Origin of the sequence: Psychrobacter sp. UBA3483 (assembly GCF_002377905.1) — a bacterium.
Classification (GTDB): Bacteria; Pseudomonadota; Gammaproteobacteria; order Pseudomonadales; family Moraxellaceae; genus Psychrobacter.
The window spans coordinates 1-16,392 of the sequence record NZ_DFQS01000046.1; the positions used below are offsets into that span (position 1 = coordinate 1).

At 44.9% G+C, this 16,392-nt stretch carries 11 protein-coding genes; 5 read left to right on the plus strand and 6 right to left on the minus strand.

The window, feature by feature from the left end; translation table 11 throughout:
* Positions 1–50: 50 nt before the first annotated feature.
* From B2866_RS08560 to dapC, 4 genes are all read right to left on the minus strand, one after another.
* Positions 51–2,183: a D-alanyl-D-alanine carboxypeptidase/D-alanyl-D-alanine-endopeptidase gene (locus B2866_RS08560; RefSeq protein ID WP_296192823.1), complete on the minus strand. Its 2,133-nt coding sequence runs from the start codon at positions 2,181–2,183 to the stop codon at positions 51–53.
* A gap of 65 nt (positions 2,184–2,248) precedes the next feature.
* Complete coding sequence (locus B2866_RS08565) at positions 2,249–2,860, minus strand: 3'-5' exonuclease (protein WP_296192826.1); 612 nt, start codon at positions 2,858–2,860, stop codon at positions 2,249–2,251.
* 64 nt (positions 2,861–2,924) lie between these two features.
* A complete protein-coding gene (locus tag B2866_RS08570; protein WP_296192831.1) occupies positions 2,925–5,024 on the minus strand; it encodes a DUF294 nucleotidyltransferase-like domain-containing protein in 2,100 nt (699 codons plus the stop codon).
* Between the two features lie 257 nt (positions 5,025–5,281).
* Positions 5,282–6,556, minus strand: coding sequence for a succinyldiaminopimelate transaminase (gene dapC, locus B2866_RS08575; RefSeq protein WP_296192836.1), 1,275 nt, complete (start codon positions 6,554–6,556; stop codon positions 5,282–5,284).
* Between the two features lie 333 nt (positions 6,557–6,889).
* Between dapC and B2866_RS08580 the strand changes: the two genes are divergently transcribed.
* Positions 6,890–7,558 carry a hypothetical protein gene (locus B2866_RS08580; RefSeq protein WP_296192839.1) on the plus strand — a complete coding sequence of 223 codons (669 nt, stop codon included), beginning with the start codon at positions 6,890–6,892 and terminating at the stop codon, positions 7,556–7,558.
* Positions 7,559–7,803: 245 nt separating this feature from the next.
* Here B2866_RS08580 and glnD read toward each other — a convergent pair whose 3' ends face one another.
* Together glnD and map are read right to left on the minus strand one after the other, a co-directional pair.
* Complete coding sequence (glnD, locus tag B2866_RS08585) at positions 7,804–10,575, minus strand: [protein-PII] uridylyltransferase (RefSeq protein ID WP_296192841.1); 2,772 nt, start codon at positions 10,573–10,575, stop codon at positions 7,804–7,806.
* A gap of 147 nt (positions 10,576–10,722) precedes the next feature.
* Positions 10,723–11,514 carry a type I methionyl aminopeptidase gene (gene map, locus B2866_RS08590; RefSeq protein ID WP_409520881.1) on the minus strand — a complete coding sequence of 264 codons (792 nt, stop codon included), beginning with the start codon at positions 11,512–11,514 and terminating at the stop codon, positions 10,723–10,725.
* 370 nt (positions 11,515–11,884) lie between these two features.
* Between map and B2866_RS08595 the strand changes: the two genes are divergently transcribed.
* The 4 genes from B2866_RS08595 to B2866_RS08610 all read left to right on the plus strand — a co-directional run bounded on the left by B2866_RS08595 (position 11,885) and on the right by B2866_RS08610 (position 16,297).
* Complete coding sequence (locus B2866_RS08595; protein WP_296192848.1) at positions 11,885–12,955, plus strand: lipase family alpha/beta hydrolase; 1,071 nt, start codon at positions 11,885–11,887, stop codon at positions 12,953–12,955.
* 159 nt (positions 12,956–13,114) lie between these two features.
* Complete coding sequence (locus B2866_RS08600; protein WP_296192850.1) at positions 13,115–14,221, plus strand: lipase secretion chaperone; 1,107 nt, start codon at positions 13,115–13,117, stop codon at positions 14,219–14,221.
* Positions 14,222–14,573: 352 nt separating this feature from the next.
* Positions 14,574–15,065, plus strand: a complete 492-nt coding sequence (locus B2866_RS08605; RefSeq protein ID WP_296192853.1) for an META domain-containing protein — start codon at positions 14,574–14,576, stop codon at positions 15,063–15,065.
* Between the two features lie 221 nt (positions 15,066–15,286).
* Entirely contained in the window at positions 15,287–16,297 is a 1,011-nt protein-coding gene (locus B2866_RS08610) for a Xaa-Pro aminopeptidase (protein ID WP_296192856.1), read from the plus strand.
* Positions 16,298–16,392 lie beyond the last annotated feature (95 nt).

Below are 16,392 nucleotides of genomic sequence, written 5' to 3' on the forward strand. Positions count from 1 at the left end.
CATACTTTTTAGAACACCACCAATGTTTTTTATCAATGTGGTCGATATTGTCAATGCTGTGCTGTCCAATCTAACATGCTATCTAATACGGCGCGGGCAGTATAGGCATTGAGCGCATGATCGGTATTAATCAGTCCGACCACTACATAGTCTTGCCCAGACAAACCTTTAACATAGCCTGCCATCGAGGTGACATTATTTAAGGTACCCGTTTTTATCCAAGCGCGACCGATGGCTTGCGACTTGGGTAAACGATCACTATGGGCGCTGATGGTGCCACTGACGCCAGCAATGCCTAGCGAGCTCACATAAGCATCAAAGCTTGGTTGGTTGTATGCGTAGGTCAACAGCTCGCTTAAGTTGGCGGCACTGATACTGCAATCACGGCAGAGTCCTGAGCCGTTGCTTAAATGCGGCGGCTGGGTAGTCAAATTGGTTTGCCACCAGTGATTGATGGCGTTTAACGCTTGCGGATAGTCGGTCGCTGTTGGCTGACCAAATTGATATAAGCTGGTTGCTTGATTGTTAATTGCTTGATTGTTAATTGCTTGATTGTTAATTGCTTGATTGTTAATTGCTTGATTGTTAATTGCTTTATCGGTATCAGTGCTTTGCTTATTAACGCTTTCTTGATGAGTGTCTTTTTTATTCACATCTGTTTTATAAGCGCCAATAGAAAGCGCTACTTGTTCGGTCATCACGTTATTAGAGAAGTGATTGATATCATAAATCTGCTGCTTAAGGTTTAAAGAAGGATAGCTGACAATGGGCAAGGGTGACATGGCAATAGCTGCCAAACCATGTGGCGATTTTTTCTGTCTATTAGTAGGGTTATTGGCATGATAAGGCGTTTCTTGACTGATGACTTTGCCGCTTAAGGTATTGCCAAGCGTTTGCCATTTAGAGGCAATGACGCGGGCGGCGAAATCTTTGGCGTCAGGGTAGGCGACATAAAAAGCATGCTCGCCGCAGCTGTCTGGTAAATTGCTATTGAGCATTAATTGTGCCGGTTGCCACTGCGGCGCAATACTATAGCGCGCTTGCCCGCAAGCAGCCGAGCGCATATTTATCATGCTCGGCAATTGATAATCTGCCAATTGCGGCGTGTAGGTTAGCTGCGCCCGTGTATTGTCTAGCGGATAGCTTTGAATACCGACACTGCTAAAATTGACTAAAAAACCATCGGGGCTGGCGTTGTAAGGACGTAGCGGCGAGTTGTCAAAGGCGGCAGGGTCTTTGGTGACGTTTTTAAACACACTACTATCGATGATGATATCGCCATTGATATGGCGGATACCAGCAGTTTGCACTTTATAGAGCAGTTGCTGTAAGCGCTCGTGGGTCATTTTTGGGTCGCCACTGCCTTGAATAATCAAGTCGCCATAGAGCGTATCGCCCATGATAATACCGGTATGATAGACACGAGTATGCCAGACAAAGTCAGCGCCCAACGTATCTAAGGCGATAAAACTTGGCACCAGTTTCATGGTGCTGGCAGGCGTGCGCGCAATATCGGCTTGATGGCTTAATAGCGGTGAAAAAGAGATGTTAATAGTGGCACTGTTGTTATGAGGTTTACCGCTACTTTCTTTGTTGCTTTCATTGGCAGTGCTATTGTGATTTTTAGCGAGTTTTAAAGCGTCATCTGGCAGTAGCGCTGGCACGCTCTCTATACTTTGATAAGTATAAGGGTCATCGGTATAAGCATGCAGCTGTCTTGCATGTTGCTTAATCGTCTGTTTTTCAATCGTCACTAAGGCGCTTTGATGTACCGTTACTTCTTTAGCATTAACATTCTGAGTCGTTTGCTTTTTGACGCTTTCAGGTTCAGCAGTGCCATCGTTAGTACTTAAAGATTCTGCCTGATTAGCGAGTTTAGTGCTATCAATCACCTGAATAGGCGCAGGCAAGCGGCTCACATTTTTATCACCGACTGGGGTGATGACAATACTAATATCGGTTGCATTTAAGTTTGCGCGCGTAAGCGCTGTCTGAATCGCTTCTGGTAAGGCCGCTTGCGCACATAGCGGCGTCAGTATAACACTCGCAAATAAGGTCAGCGATGCTAGGTAGTGAGCAGGCTTATTGAGCGTACATAGCGGTTTACTAAATAGATGCTGATTAAAGGGTATTAATTGAGCAATCGCAGTAGGGCGGTGATCAGTTTTAGAAGTGGGTAGCATGAGTGGTCTATCATCAGGTGGCAAAAACAGCCTATGGTAACATGAGTTGCTATTTTCACGTAGTATCAGCGTTGGCGTAGGTGCAAAAATGCCATGGCTGTCATAATGGCATCGTTATAAGCATCGTGTGTGCCAAGCTCTGGGATCTCATAATGCGCTAAAATATTGGTCAAATGCTGTGATTGATTAGGAATACCCTGTGTACGATCGCCCATACGCCGACTGTATAATTGCCGTATATCAATGACCTGGTTCGGTAGCGTGGTGCCCATATAGCGCTTGACCAAAGGGTTCAAAAAACCTGTATCTATCTGCGGGCAAAACCCAACTAGCGGTCGATTGTCTATAAAAGGCAGTACTAAAGCCAGCATGTCATCGTAGCTCATACCATGCTCAACATCGGCAGTACGCAGCCCATGAATCACAATGGTATCACGGTCAGGCATCACTGGCGGCCGACAAACCAAATGCAGACCGTTACCCGTATCAATGCTATCGCCATTAATATGAATGGCAGCGATAGATAGCAGGTGATGCTTTTTTGGATTGAGTCCCGTCATCTCACAATCAATCGCGACCCATTTATCAGCCAAAGGTTTATTAAACATCGATGCCAGCTCAGGGCGCTGCAAATGGTTTTTTTGCCAATTAGACGATAACTGTTTTAGCCAACGCATCTTATTTTTGCTCCCCTTTATTTTTGCGCGCAGCGTTCTTATCAGATGACTTATTTATTTTATTTTAATTAAACTCTAGCTGATAATGGCGACTTAATTGACCCTTAAAGCTTTTGACCACGGCCAGGCATTCATTTAATAAGTCTCGCTCGAGTGCCGATAAAGTAGTCGGATCAACTTGCCGCGCATGCTTATCATCTGTCGATAGCGCCACTGACAAACGCTGCGCCATAAAAAACTCTAACGCTTCAAGCAAAGTGTCAGCGCGCTGTTGGTTTAAGGCGCGCACTTGTACCAAGGCTTTAAGGCGTCCTTTACTACTTGGCGCATCAAAAATATCGTTTTCTAAGGCTAAAGTACGAATGCCATGTACCAGCGGGAAAATACCGGCTTTTTTAAGGTCGATATCGTAGGAGCTGGGTTTACCGCCAAGGAGCGGCACAAACTTTTGCCACCATTGGCCGACATCCCCAAACTGTAAAGCGGCACGGGCGAACTGGCGGACAAACATCAGATCTGACTGGCGATGGGCAATTTTTAAATGCTCGCGCACACTCGTCAGTAGCGATTCATCGCCGCAGACATATTCGCCATCAAATATAGCCGACAAATAAATACTATGTATCGGGTCGGTATTTCTAAACCATAAGCTAATTTGCGCTTTAAACTGTTTGAGCGGCTGCCGCCACATCGGATTGGTCATCATGATATTGCCATCGCAAAGCGGATAACCCAAAGTTGCTAAATGATTGTTAAAGGTTTCAGCGAATTGAGCTAAGTCAGGATGGCTATAACCATCACGAATAATCAGCGCATTGTCTTGGTCGGTACGCATGATTTGCTCGCCGCGACCCTCTGAGCCCATGACGATGACGCAAGTATTTTTCATCACTTCATCAGGTACGATAAGTTGCCACAGTTTGGTAAAAACTTGGGCATTAAGCGTCTGTACCATGCGGCTGACATTACCAATTTTGATACCGTTTTGGTGCTGCGCGCGAATATAGCGCCCAATGAGTTCAACCGCGGTAGCTAAGCTCGGCAAATCTTTTGCCTGCTCAATCTGCAAACTAATCAGCTGCGAATGATGACCAATATGAGCGAGCATATCGCTTTGTCCGAGTACACCTGCAACCTCGCCATTGGCATCAATCACCGGTAGCCTATGTATACGGTAGCGCGTCATGGTCAATAGCGCATCGCCAATCTCGTCGTCCGCATCAATGGTGCGCAGATTGAAACTCGCATAACGCTGGCAAGGCGTTGTTGCAGGGTTTTGCTGGTCGCTCACTGCGCGGCAGATATCGGTATCAGTCAAAATACCTAACGTACGACCAGAATAGTTGTTGGAAGTTTGCGTATTGGCGCTATCAGTAACTAAGCGGCTATTTAGGTTGTTGTCTAAGTTGTTGTCTGAATCTGTTTTTAAATCATTATCTAATGTTTGCTTTTTAGCAGGGTGTAATTGGTCGAGCGGTCGCACCAACACATGCTTGAGCCCAGCTTTGGTCATGATATGCGCCGCTTCATATAGGCTGCTGGTGGCATCAATGATATGCACGGGTAATAAGCTGACGTCAATCACCGGCTGCATCATGATTTGCTGGACTTCTTGCTGCTCATTATAACCATGGGAGCTAGCATCTAAGCTTTGCCCGCTCCGCCGCTGCTGCAATGCCTTTAATCGTTCGGGTAAATCTTCTGAAAGTAATTGGCGCACTAAATGATTCTGGGCACTGATTTTGTCAACGATAGCGCCGTTTACTTGCAGCAGCAGGGTGTCTTCAATAGCACGAAACTCGTAGGGCGACACGGTATTTTGGTTTGTAGGCATGGTGTCTATAGGGGCGCTACTGCTTATAGGTACGGTGCTGGTGGCGTCTTTGTCCTCTTCTGTAAACGATTTTGGCAACCGCCGACTGTCAAACCAATCATTACTATTTAGATGGTCGGTATGATTGCTGCCCAAATACGTCGCCACAAATTCGCCAGCAAGCAGCTGCTCGATTTGTCCTTTAATCACCACATAAAAATAGGTTAGATCAGCGGCTGATAAACGCTCATCTTTAGCAAGATAACGGATTTGGGTGTTTTTTCTGACGCTTTGGCGTTCAGCCGCGCTTAGTACATCAAAGGGTGGCTGGGTAAAATCGAGATGGGGCATGGCATCATCCTTGATGGCATATTTAGTAAAGTTTTGGGAAAAGGAATTTTACGACTGCTAAAGAAATATCAAAATGGCGTCGCATTATTCTACTATAGCACTCTTTGCCAACCAAGATAGCAGAGAACCACATATAACCATTATGCTATTGTGGATATATGTGGTTCTCTGATACTATACTAAGTCTTGAAGTTGTATCTATCGTTTAATGCTGAGGTTCTTTGACTAAATCTTAAGCTCAGTTTTTGAGTGAGTTTTTAAGCGCCAAGCAGTTTGCGAATGCGACTGATGGCTTCGCGGCTTTCCTCAACGCTGGCAACCAAGGCAATACGCACATAACCTTGCCCAGGATTTTTACCATTGACCTCGCGTGATAGATAACGCCCAGCCAGCGCGTGAATATTTGCTTGCTCGTACAATGCTTTGACAAAGATTTCGTCGTCGCCATTAAATTGCTCAGGTACTTTTACCCAAAAGTAAAAGCCTGCTTCTGGCATGCGTAAATCAAGCAATGCGCCAAGCTCTGACATCCATAAGGCGAATTTTTCTTGATAGAGCGCTCGATTATGCGCCACGTGCTTTTCATCTTCCCAAGCAGCGATAGATGCCAGCTGATGCGGTATCGGCATCGCGCAGCCTTGATAGGTGCGATATTGCAAATAAGGCTGCAAAATATTGGCGTCACCAGCCACAAAGCCTGAACGCAAGCCGGGCAAGTTTGAACGCTTTGATAAAGAATGAAATACCACACAGTTTTTAAAGTCATGGCGACCGAGCGCTGCACAAGCTTGCAGCAGGCCAATCGGCGCGCTGTCAAAATACAGCTCGCTATAGCACTCATCGCTGGCAATGATAAAGCCGTACTGGTCGGACAAACGCAGTAAGTGTTCCCAATCGTCCATGGTCATGACGGAACCGGTTGGATTGTTTGGGCTACAGACAAACAATAGCTGCGTGCGCGCCCAAACGTCCCTTGGTACCGCGCGATAGTCACCTTTGAAATCATTATCAAGGGTACAAGGCATAAAGTACGGCGTTGCTTGCGCGAGTATGGCAGCGCCCTCGTATATCTGATAAAACGGATTGGGCATCACAATGGTTGGTGCTTCATCTGCTTTTTGCAATGGCTGTACGCTTGGGTGATTATGTACTGCCAGTTGATGGGGTTCAGCTTCGGATAAATTGGTTTGCGGATGATCAATGACCGCTTGCACCAAGCTGAAAATCGCCTCGCGCGTACCCATGACTGGCAATACTTGGCTATGCGGGTCGAGATGATTTAAAAAGAAGCGCTTCTCAAGCCAGTGGGCGATGGTTTGACGCAGCTCAAACAGTCCGTTGGTGGTTGGATATTGGCTTATTTTGTCCAAGTTTTCGCGTAGGACGTCCAACACAAAGGCTGGCGGCTCATGTTTTGGCTCGCCAATACCCAGCTTAATTTCACTATAGTTATAGGCTGGCGCACTGTCTGCGAGTAAAGTCGCCATCTTAGCGAACGGATAGGGATGCAAAGTCGTTAAGTTGTGATTCATAGGTAGGCTAACTATAATAGACAATTAATAATAAAGTGATAAAGAAAAATTACATTTAAGCAGTGTAGCACTTCTCTTATTTTTTGTCTTTTTTCTTCTCAGACGGTTTATTGTCCATGTAAAACCAGCCTTTAAAGCGATTTATAAGGCCAATAGCCGTGCATAATGCTGTTTTTTGGAAGGTAACCAATGTTGAGTTTAGATCATTTGGATGTCTATCGATTGGCTTAAGGACACGCCCTAGGTATGAATAAACTTAAAATAGCGTTATTTATTAACCAAGCAAAAAATAACTGTCCGTAAAAGCGATAGGTTATTTAAGGAAACCTTGATATGTCTAGTGTTTTAAAAACCGATGAGCGTGGCGCTAAAGATATCAATGTGCAACAATTTGAGGGTGGTCCGCGTATTGAGCTGTACGAGCAACTAAAACAGCGCGAGCACAATTGGTGGCAGGCGCGGCAGCAGCTGACACTATTAAGAGAACGGCAGATGTTTTGGTTCGGTGACAACAGCCTGATGATGTGGCTGCTTTGGCAATTGGTCAGCTATGTTGTGGTAGCGATGGTGCTTATGCTCCTGAGCAAACTGTTAAACATCTCTCTACCTTTATGGCAGTACATGGGTTTGTTTGTGATACAGACGCTGATTTTTATCGTTATGCTGGGCTTTAAAGGTCGTATTGCTACGCATTTACAAAATAAGATCAATCAAGCTGATGTCTTGCGTGAAGAGGCGCTTAACGAGATGACCATTTTGGCCGCTGACACGCTTTTTACCGATGTGCATGCCAAAGCACCGATTTCCTTACAACAAATCTATGAGTACTACGATGCCGAATTTCATTTAGCCAGTTTGCATCGCCTGCTACAAAGAGAGGTGGACGCTGGGCGCTTGATGCTTGGGCAGCAGCAGGTAGAAGCAGAGATTTTACCGTTGGAGCTTGCCGATGAGGAGCTCAAAGAGCTGGCAAGCGAGATGGTCTATAAAAGCGTGTTATAAAGTATGCGTTTAATATAAGTATAATAAGTGAAAAGTAATATCGATACATCACAAACTGCTGATATCGATTTTTCTTGCTTGCTTTGCCTGCGCAGACAGAGGCTACGAAAAATTGATATCAGCAATACCGTAGCGTTTTTTGTATTTATGACTGTGGGGTTAACTCTCAAATTTCTAGCTCTTAAACTTTTAGCTCTTAAATTTCTAGCCATAAAAACTTTGAGCATAAAGTATTTATATAGCAATTAACCATCGTTACGAATGCTCAGGCTTGCTACCAATGCCGCCTTCAATGTCTCAAGTTTATCCGCTGACAATGCCTGATCGTTTTGATCGCTGATATAAAACATATCTTCTGCGCGCTCGCCTAACGTGGTAATACGGGCGGCATGCACTTCAATCTGTTGTTGCAAAAAAACCTGACCAACGCGGGCCAGTAAGCCTGGTTGGTCAAGGGTCTCTAAACTCATGATATGCTGATTTGACGCCTCATTAAACTCAAAATTGATCGTGGTAGCGACATCGAAATGTCGCAGTTGCCGCGGCATTCTTCTATTAGTAAGCTTAGGAACTGTCGGATTTTTGAAGGCATCGATTAAGCGCTGCTTAAGCTCTTGTTGGCTGTCAGTATCAACCAATAGCGTGCCGCTGCGGTCGAGCAGTACGTAGGAATCTAAGGCAAAATCACGCGTTGCAGTAATAATACGCGCATCTAAAACATCAAGATTCATCTGATCAAACACCGCCATCGTAACGGCAAATAAATTAACCTGATCTTGGGTATAAACAAACACTTGCACCGCATCCAGTGCCAACTCACGATGTTCACGTAACACGACCAATGGCTGACTATTGGCGTCAGAGGCGCGGCCTATCGGCGGATGGTTTAAAATAGCTTCGGTATGCCACAAGATATCTTCTGCAATCTCGCGCAAAAAATACTCATCGCCCAAGTCATCCCACAACCGTAAAACCTCATCGCGATTCATGTGCTGATTATCGACATTATCAAGCATCGCCAGTGCTTGTTTACGCGTGGCTTTAATCATATCTTGGCGGTTGGTTGGCGCGTCAATATCAGCGCGCAAGATACGCCGCGTTTGCGAATAGAGCTGCTTCATCAAGGTTGCGCGCCAGCTGTTCCAAAGCTGGGGGTTGGTAGCATTCATATCGGCGACCGTTAGGACGTACAGATGGTTTAGATGGGTAACATTACCTACTAAATCGGCAAATAGCGTCACCACTTCTGGATCTGAGATGTCTTTTTTCTGCGCTGTCATCGACATCAGCAGATGATAGCGTGTCAACCAGCCAACCAAATGCGCGTCCGCAGTACTCATGCCATGAGCAAGGCAAAACTCAATAGCTTCTGTTTCGCCAAGCTGGCTATGATTGCCACCGCGCCCTTTGGCAATATCATGAAACATCGCCGCCAGTACCAAAATCTCTTTGCGCTCGATACGCTGAAAGATGGAGCTGACCAGTGGAAAGTCCTCGAAAAAGCGCGGATCGGTAAAGCGGTGTAAAATGCGAATCAAAAATAACGTATGGGCATCGACCGTATAACGATGAAACAAATCGTACTGCATGAGCCCAGTCACTTGCGCAAAAGCTGGGATATAGCTGCCCAAAACGCCGTAGCGGTTCATGGTACGCAGGCGATGAAATAAATAATTTTGCTCTTTTAAATTGGCTAAAAATAGCGCTTGATGCGTGGGGTTATCTCTATAAACCTGATCGATACCGCGCGCCGCTATTTTTAGCGCGCGTAAGGTATGGGTACGGACGTTTTTGATACCGTATTGACCCATCAGCAAAAACATCTCTAAAATCGCCTCAGGGTGCTGAGCAAAGACGCGGTGATGCGATATTGCGATTTGTTCACCGACTTGGTTAAATCGAGCATTAATTGGATGCTTTTTTGGTCGTTCTTCATCCGGCAGTTGCGGCTCGATAATGGTCTCATAATAATGATTGGTCAGCATCTCAGACAGCGTCGATATCTGCATGGCACAGCGATAATAATCGCGCATAAAGCGTTCAACGGCAGCGTTCGGTTGGTCGTCAGGCTGCGTCTCATAGCCCATCATTTGCGCAATTTCACGCTGATAATCAAACAGCAGCTTGTTTTCATTGCGCCCGGTCAGCTCATGCAAATAATGGCGGATTTGCCATAAATAACCTTCAGCAAAGTTAAGCTCATCGAACTCTTTTTCGGTCAAAAAGTTTTGCTGTACCAAGTCATAAAGCTTACTGACCCGAAAGTAGCGCTTAGTCACCCAGCCAATGATATGAATATCACGCAGACCACCGGGCGCCGTTTTGATATTGGGCTCAAGATTGTACTCAGTGGCATTGTGCTGCAAATAGCGCGCTTTTGCTTCTGAGATTTTTACCTCATAAAAATCACGCGGCGACCACTGGGTATTGAAGATTTTATGGGGTACTTCTTGCAGCGCTTCATTGCCAATTAACAACCGCGCTTCTAACAAGGTGCTGGCAACGGTGTGGTCGAGCGCCGCTTCCAAGCATTCGCTGACGCTGCGTACTGATAGGGCGGGCTCAAGTCCAATATCCCACAATAGTGCCACTAAGTTATCGATTTTCTCTTTATTATCAGCCGCAATCTCGTCTGGCATTAGCAGCAAAATATCGACATCTGAATATAACGACAGCTCACCGCGCCCATAACCGCCAGTGGCAAATAAGGCTAAGTCCGTTTTATCAAGCTCAAACCATGTGAACAACGCAATGAGTAACTCATCGATGACGCAGGCACGTGCCGCCACCAACTGGCGAATATTGACGCCGCGTTCTAGCTCGCGGCTGATATCGTCATTGATTTGAAGTAGCCACTCAGCAATACCAATCTCGGAAATACTGTGCTCGGAAACACTGTGCTTAGAAGTATCATGTTCGCAGGTGCTGAGCGACGTCGCGCTATCGGTGGTAGTGCTATGGTCTGATAATAGAGGCATAGGCGTCAAATCAATGGTCGCGACATCACAAGTAAACATGAAGGTTATCCGATTAAAAAGTTGTAAATGAAGGAGCTAAAAACAATGGGTGAGTGCAAATATCACGATAGAAATCATAAAATAGCACCGTCAATATGCCTGAATTATAAGACAAAAAAAAGACCGCCTAGGCGATCTTTTTAAGTATTACTGAGTCAAAAAGCTTAAGTCTTCTTCGGGACGCGTGGTAAAGACTTCACAGCCATTATCTGTCACCACCAAGGTATGCTCCCACTGCGCGGACAGCTTGCGGTCTTTAGTAATCGCCGTCCATTCGTCTGGTAAAATTTTGGTCTGCCACGTGCCTTGGTTAATCATCGGTTCAATGGTAAAGGTCATACCGGTTTTTAGCTCAAAGCCTGTGCCTTTTTTACCATAATGCATGACTTGTGGCTCGTGGTGGAATTCATCACTGATACCGTGACCACAGAATTCGCGCACGATACTAAAGCGTTCCGGTTCGACCACTTCTTGGATAGCCGCACCGACATCGCCCAAGCGCGCGCCATTTTTGACCACACTCATACCAGCATAAAGGGCATCTTGTGCCACTTTGCAGATACGCTGCGCCATAATAGAGCCATTGCCGACAATCCACATTTTTGAGGTATCGCCGTAATAGCCATCTTTAATAACCGTGACATCGATATTGATGATATCACCATCTTTTAGCAGTTTATTGTCGGCTGGAATACCGTGACAAACCACATGGTTGACTGAGGTACAGATAGATTTTGGGAAGCCGTTATAGTTAAGCGGCGCAGGAATCGCTTCTTGCACATTAACGATATAATCGTGAGCGATTTGGTTCAATGCTTCAGTACTGACGCCGACTTTGACGTGCTCATCAAGCATCACCAGCACGTCACTGGCGAGTTTACCGGCCACGCGCATTTTTTCTATGGCTTCAGGGGATTGGATAAGGGATTTTTTTGTCATCATAATCGTACTTATAGTTATAGAATTTAGGTAGGCAATTATACCATAAATGCAAGCGTCGCTGTTTTGCTAACCCTTAGCAACTTTGTACGCATTTATCAACGTCGAGCGTTATAGTGATATCAACTGTCTCAGCTTATTTATATGTCTATACGTGACTATATAGTCATGGAAATATGACCCATATGCAAAAAAGCAGTTGAATGTTGCAGATGATAGAAGTATTGTAATTTTGTTTGCTAAATGAATTGGCAACGGTTTTTAGCGCTTGGTGCAGGACCCAATAGCTAAGCGTAAAAAAATAAACGTTAAAGATAAGCCGCATAAAAATCGCTTCACGCTTTTATTTTACAATAACAAGGATGTTGTTATGACTCTAAAATCTCGCCTGCGCGCTGCCATAATGCCCAGCGCCTTTCTACCTTCACTTGGCGCTATTGCTGCCGGTGTGCTCCTCATGACCTTACAAACTACTTCTGCTCAAGCAGCGGGACAATTTTATAATTGCGCCAATGCCACCGGCTGTAAAATGGTCGATAGCAAATTTTTCACCTCAAACCATACGGATACCAAATATCCCATTGTCATGACTCATGGTCTGGTCGGCTTTACCAAGCTACTTGGTGTCGACTACTTTTATGGTATTCCGCAAACCCTGATGAGTGGCGGCTCAAAAGTCTACGCCACCAAGACCTCTTCTTTTAACGACAGCCGAGTGCGCGGAGAGCAGCTACTACAACAAGTAAAAACCATTAGCGCGATATCTGGCAGCCCCAAGGTAAACTTAATTGGTCATAGTCATGGCGGCCATGATATTCGTTATGTCGCTGCTGTTGAACCAAAGTACGTGGCGTCAGTGACCGCGGTTGCCAGTCCAGAGCAAGGGGCAGCGTTAGCCGATTGGGTGGTTGAGCAGATTGATAATGACAGAATCAATGGTGAGTATAATACTGCTACCAAAGCCGCGCTTACCTTGTTTGGCTTCTTGGGTAACTTCATGGATTTGAATGCTGGTATCCCTATCGATAAGCTGCAAGAGCAAGACGGATTTGGTGCGGTTACCGCCTTATCAACTAACTATATGGCTGATTTTAACCGTGAGTTCCCAGCGGCCATGCCTTCAAGCTACTGTGGTCAACCAAAAGATACTAGGGTAAACGGTATCAACTACTATTCATTCAGCGGTGTCGGTCAAGTGACCAATGCGCTAGACCCGATGGATTATGTGCTATTAGCGACCTCACAAGTGTTTAAAAACGACCCAAATGATGGCTTGGTTTCCGCTTGTTCGAGCCGTCTAGGCTATGTGATCCGCGATGACTATAAAATGAACCATATGGATTCGGTCAATCAGCTATTAGGCTTAGTCGCATGGGGACAACCTAATCCTAAAACCGTCTATCGCGATCAGGTCAACCGTTTAAAGAATGCCAATTTATAAAGCCAGCTTCTAGATTTAGTGGCTGGGATTTGAATATAAATTAGTAAGTTAACCGCTTTTGCTTAAAAGGGTCACTACGTAACTGACCCTTTTATTTTGCCCCATTTTATGAGTAGTAAATTCCTTATCAACCGATTGATTAAATAAGATAGTGTCGTTATGTCAACTAAGCGCCGTTCACCATTTTTGCTCATTATTATCGCCGTGATAATCGTTTTAGTCGTGGCGATTATTTGGTGGTTTAAACCTGATAATGCTGGTAAATCTTCTTCTCAAACAGATTCTACTGCGCTGAATAGTCAAGCCAATGCCAGTATCATAGAAGAGACAAAGATGAATAATGAAGTTGGCGCATTATCTAAACAAGACGCTTCCCAATTTACCACAGGTCTTGAAAATCTACCGCGCTCCTTGCAAGGGACGGAGGTCGATGGCGAGATTATCATTGATGAAAACAAACAGTTGGTCGTCACCGAAGGGCTACGGCGCTTATTTGATTACTTTTTATCGGCGCTAGGCGAAGAGGATGAAGCCGTCATTTATGCGCGGGTGGAGAGTTATATCCGCAGTCATACGCCAGAGCCTGCAGCCAGCCAAGCGATGAAGATATTTGACCAATATATCGCCTATCTTAAAGCGATTCCTGCAATAGAAAGCCGTTATGGCAATCTGCAGTTACAAGCGACAAAAAATGGTGAGCTTGATTTAAATGTGGTGGCGCAGCAGCAGCAAGATGTTGCTAAGTTGCGCCAGCAGCATTTTGATAAAAATACTATCACCGCCTTTTTTGGCGCAGAAGATGCATATGATGACTATAGTATTGCGATGGTCAAAATTAACCAAGATAAGCAAATGTCCGACGCCCAAAAAGAAGCGGCAAAGCAAGACTATATTAGCCGCATGCCAGATAATGCGACCAAAGCCAATATCGCCCAGCAGGCCAATTTGGAGGAGTTAATCAGTCGTACAGAGCAGCTGCAAGCCAAGGGCGCAACGGCTGAAGAGTTATATAATATGCGTCGTGAGTTGGTTGGTGCGCCAGCAGCAGCAAGGCTTGCGCAGGTCGATCAACAAGATGCTCATTTTGATCAGCGTTTTAAGCAGTATCAAGCCCAAAAACAGCAGCTACTAAGTCAAAATGCCGATAAGGCGCAAGCGCAAACCCAAATCAATCAAATAGAGCAACAATTGTTTAATGAGACGGAACGCAAACGTTTGGCAGGTTATGCTGCTTTGCAACAACAAAAGGCTGCAAATCTTAATTAGATTCGATATCAATTTTTAGGTAAAAGTAAAAAGTATGTAACGGTGAAATCGAAGTATCGGCACTCTAAAGAGAGTTTTTAGCTAAAGTGCTAGCAGGGAATAGGTATTGTAACAAGGTGTGTTAGCAAAAAAGCTATAAAGTAGAACAAATATAGCGGTAATTAGTACTCAATCTATCATGACAGGCTTATGAAAAATGGGCATAATAACTGCACTGTTTAGACTAACGATAAAGCATATTAAGTAGCGCACGTTAATCATGACACATTAACCTTAGCGAATGCTGCTTAATATGATAAAAACAATACTTTTTACCCTTACACTTTTATATTTGAAACCTCTAGGAGTTTATATGAAAAACATGACTAAAATGATGATGGCTGCCACCCTTGCAGTTGGTACCCTTGCGGCTGCTGGTTGCCAAACCACCCCTAGCGTTACTGCACCTGTGACCCAGCCAATTACCGTTGACGCCCTACAAGCGTATAACTGGCAGCTTGTCGATGCTAAGCGCACCAATGGCGATAAAGTTAGCCAATTGTTCTTTGATCCAAGCAAACCATTGACGCTAAAATTCTTTAAAGACGGTGCAACCAACCGCGTGACCTTTACCAATACTTGTAATAACATGGGCGCCAGTTATGACGTCGTAAATGGTAATGTCGTGTTAGGTAATGTGATGTCAACGATGATGGCCTGCCCTGAGCCACAAGCCAGCTTTGATACTGCGACACTTGCAACAGTACAAGGTAAGTACAGCATCAATAATAATGCCAATAACACGCCTATCTTGACCATTACTAATAGCAATCAAGTGGCACATTTCAAAGCGGTTTCTAAATAATTTAATCGTTTAATATAAATGTTTTAAAATCTGACAACTTAAAATGCCTCACTAAACAGTGGGGCATTTTTTTATCTAAAATTTGTGATGCTTTAGGCTACACTGTCATAAGCCGCTAAGGTTAACTATTTAAGCCATTAAGATATCTCTTATGCCATCAACTTCTTAACCTTATCAAAATTCTCATTTTGTATTTATCACTGTTTTATTGGACGTCATTTATGTTAGAAATCTTTGGAGAAAAATCATCTTTCAACCTACGCACGGTAAGTGCTGTCATAGCGATAACGGCTTTTAGCTTGCTAACGGGCTGTCAGACATTGCCAAGTACGATGCCTAAAGCGAATCATGCAACCAAAACACCTATTGATACAAGTGCAAGTAATCCGCTAACGGCGCGCATGCCAGCGATAGATCGGCAAGGGCGCATTGCCTATGTTGAAGAGCAGGGAGCGGGCGCGGCAAAGATATCGACGCTATATAGTATTCGCCCTGATGGTAGCGACCGCCAATTGATAGATCAGCTCAATGGCTATATCTATGCGCCAGCGTGGTCTGCCGATGGTCAAATGCTTGTATATAGTAAACAAGTCGCGCGCCAGTCTCCTAAGATTTATATTTATGATCGCAACAGCAACACCCAAAATCTCATCGTCAATACTGAGGGCAGTAACTTATCAGCCTCATTTTCGCCTGACGGGCAAAAATTGCTTTATAGCTCCACCGTCGGCGGCAATGCTGATATTTATGAGATGCGCTTAAGTGACGGTCATACCAAACAGCTTACAACCTTAGCGAGCACAGAAGTGCAGCCAAGCTACGCTGCCAATGGGCAAAGCTTTGTTTATACCAGCGACAAAGTGCGCGCTGGTCGTCCAAGTATTTATCGTTATCACTTTGCTACCGGTAAGGCGACCTTGATACCGACCGCAGGCTATGCGGCCAGTCCGCAACTGAGCTTGGATGGACAGTATTTAGCCTATCTTAATGGTCGTAAGGCGGCGGTCATGACACTGGCTACAGGACAGGTGGTTAATCTAGCAGAGACAGGACTTGATGAGCCTGCGCGTCTGTCGCCTTCTGCACAGTACGCTGTTTATCCCACAAAGCTTTCGCAAGTGAGCGGTCAAAGTGGTAGCAGTTTAGTGATTCATTCTTTAACAGGCAATTCAAGCTACGCGATTAGTAGTAAGACAGGCGGCGTCGTGCGCTCACCGATTTGGGGTCGTTAATGCCAAAACCTATGTATTATGTAATGGAATGTATATATAATCACTAACAAAGAAACATAAGTTGATTGAATAACCTGCGATTTAGAGGTGGCATA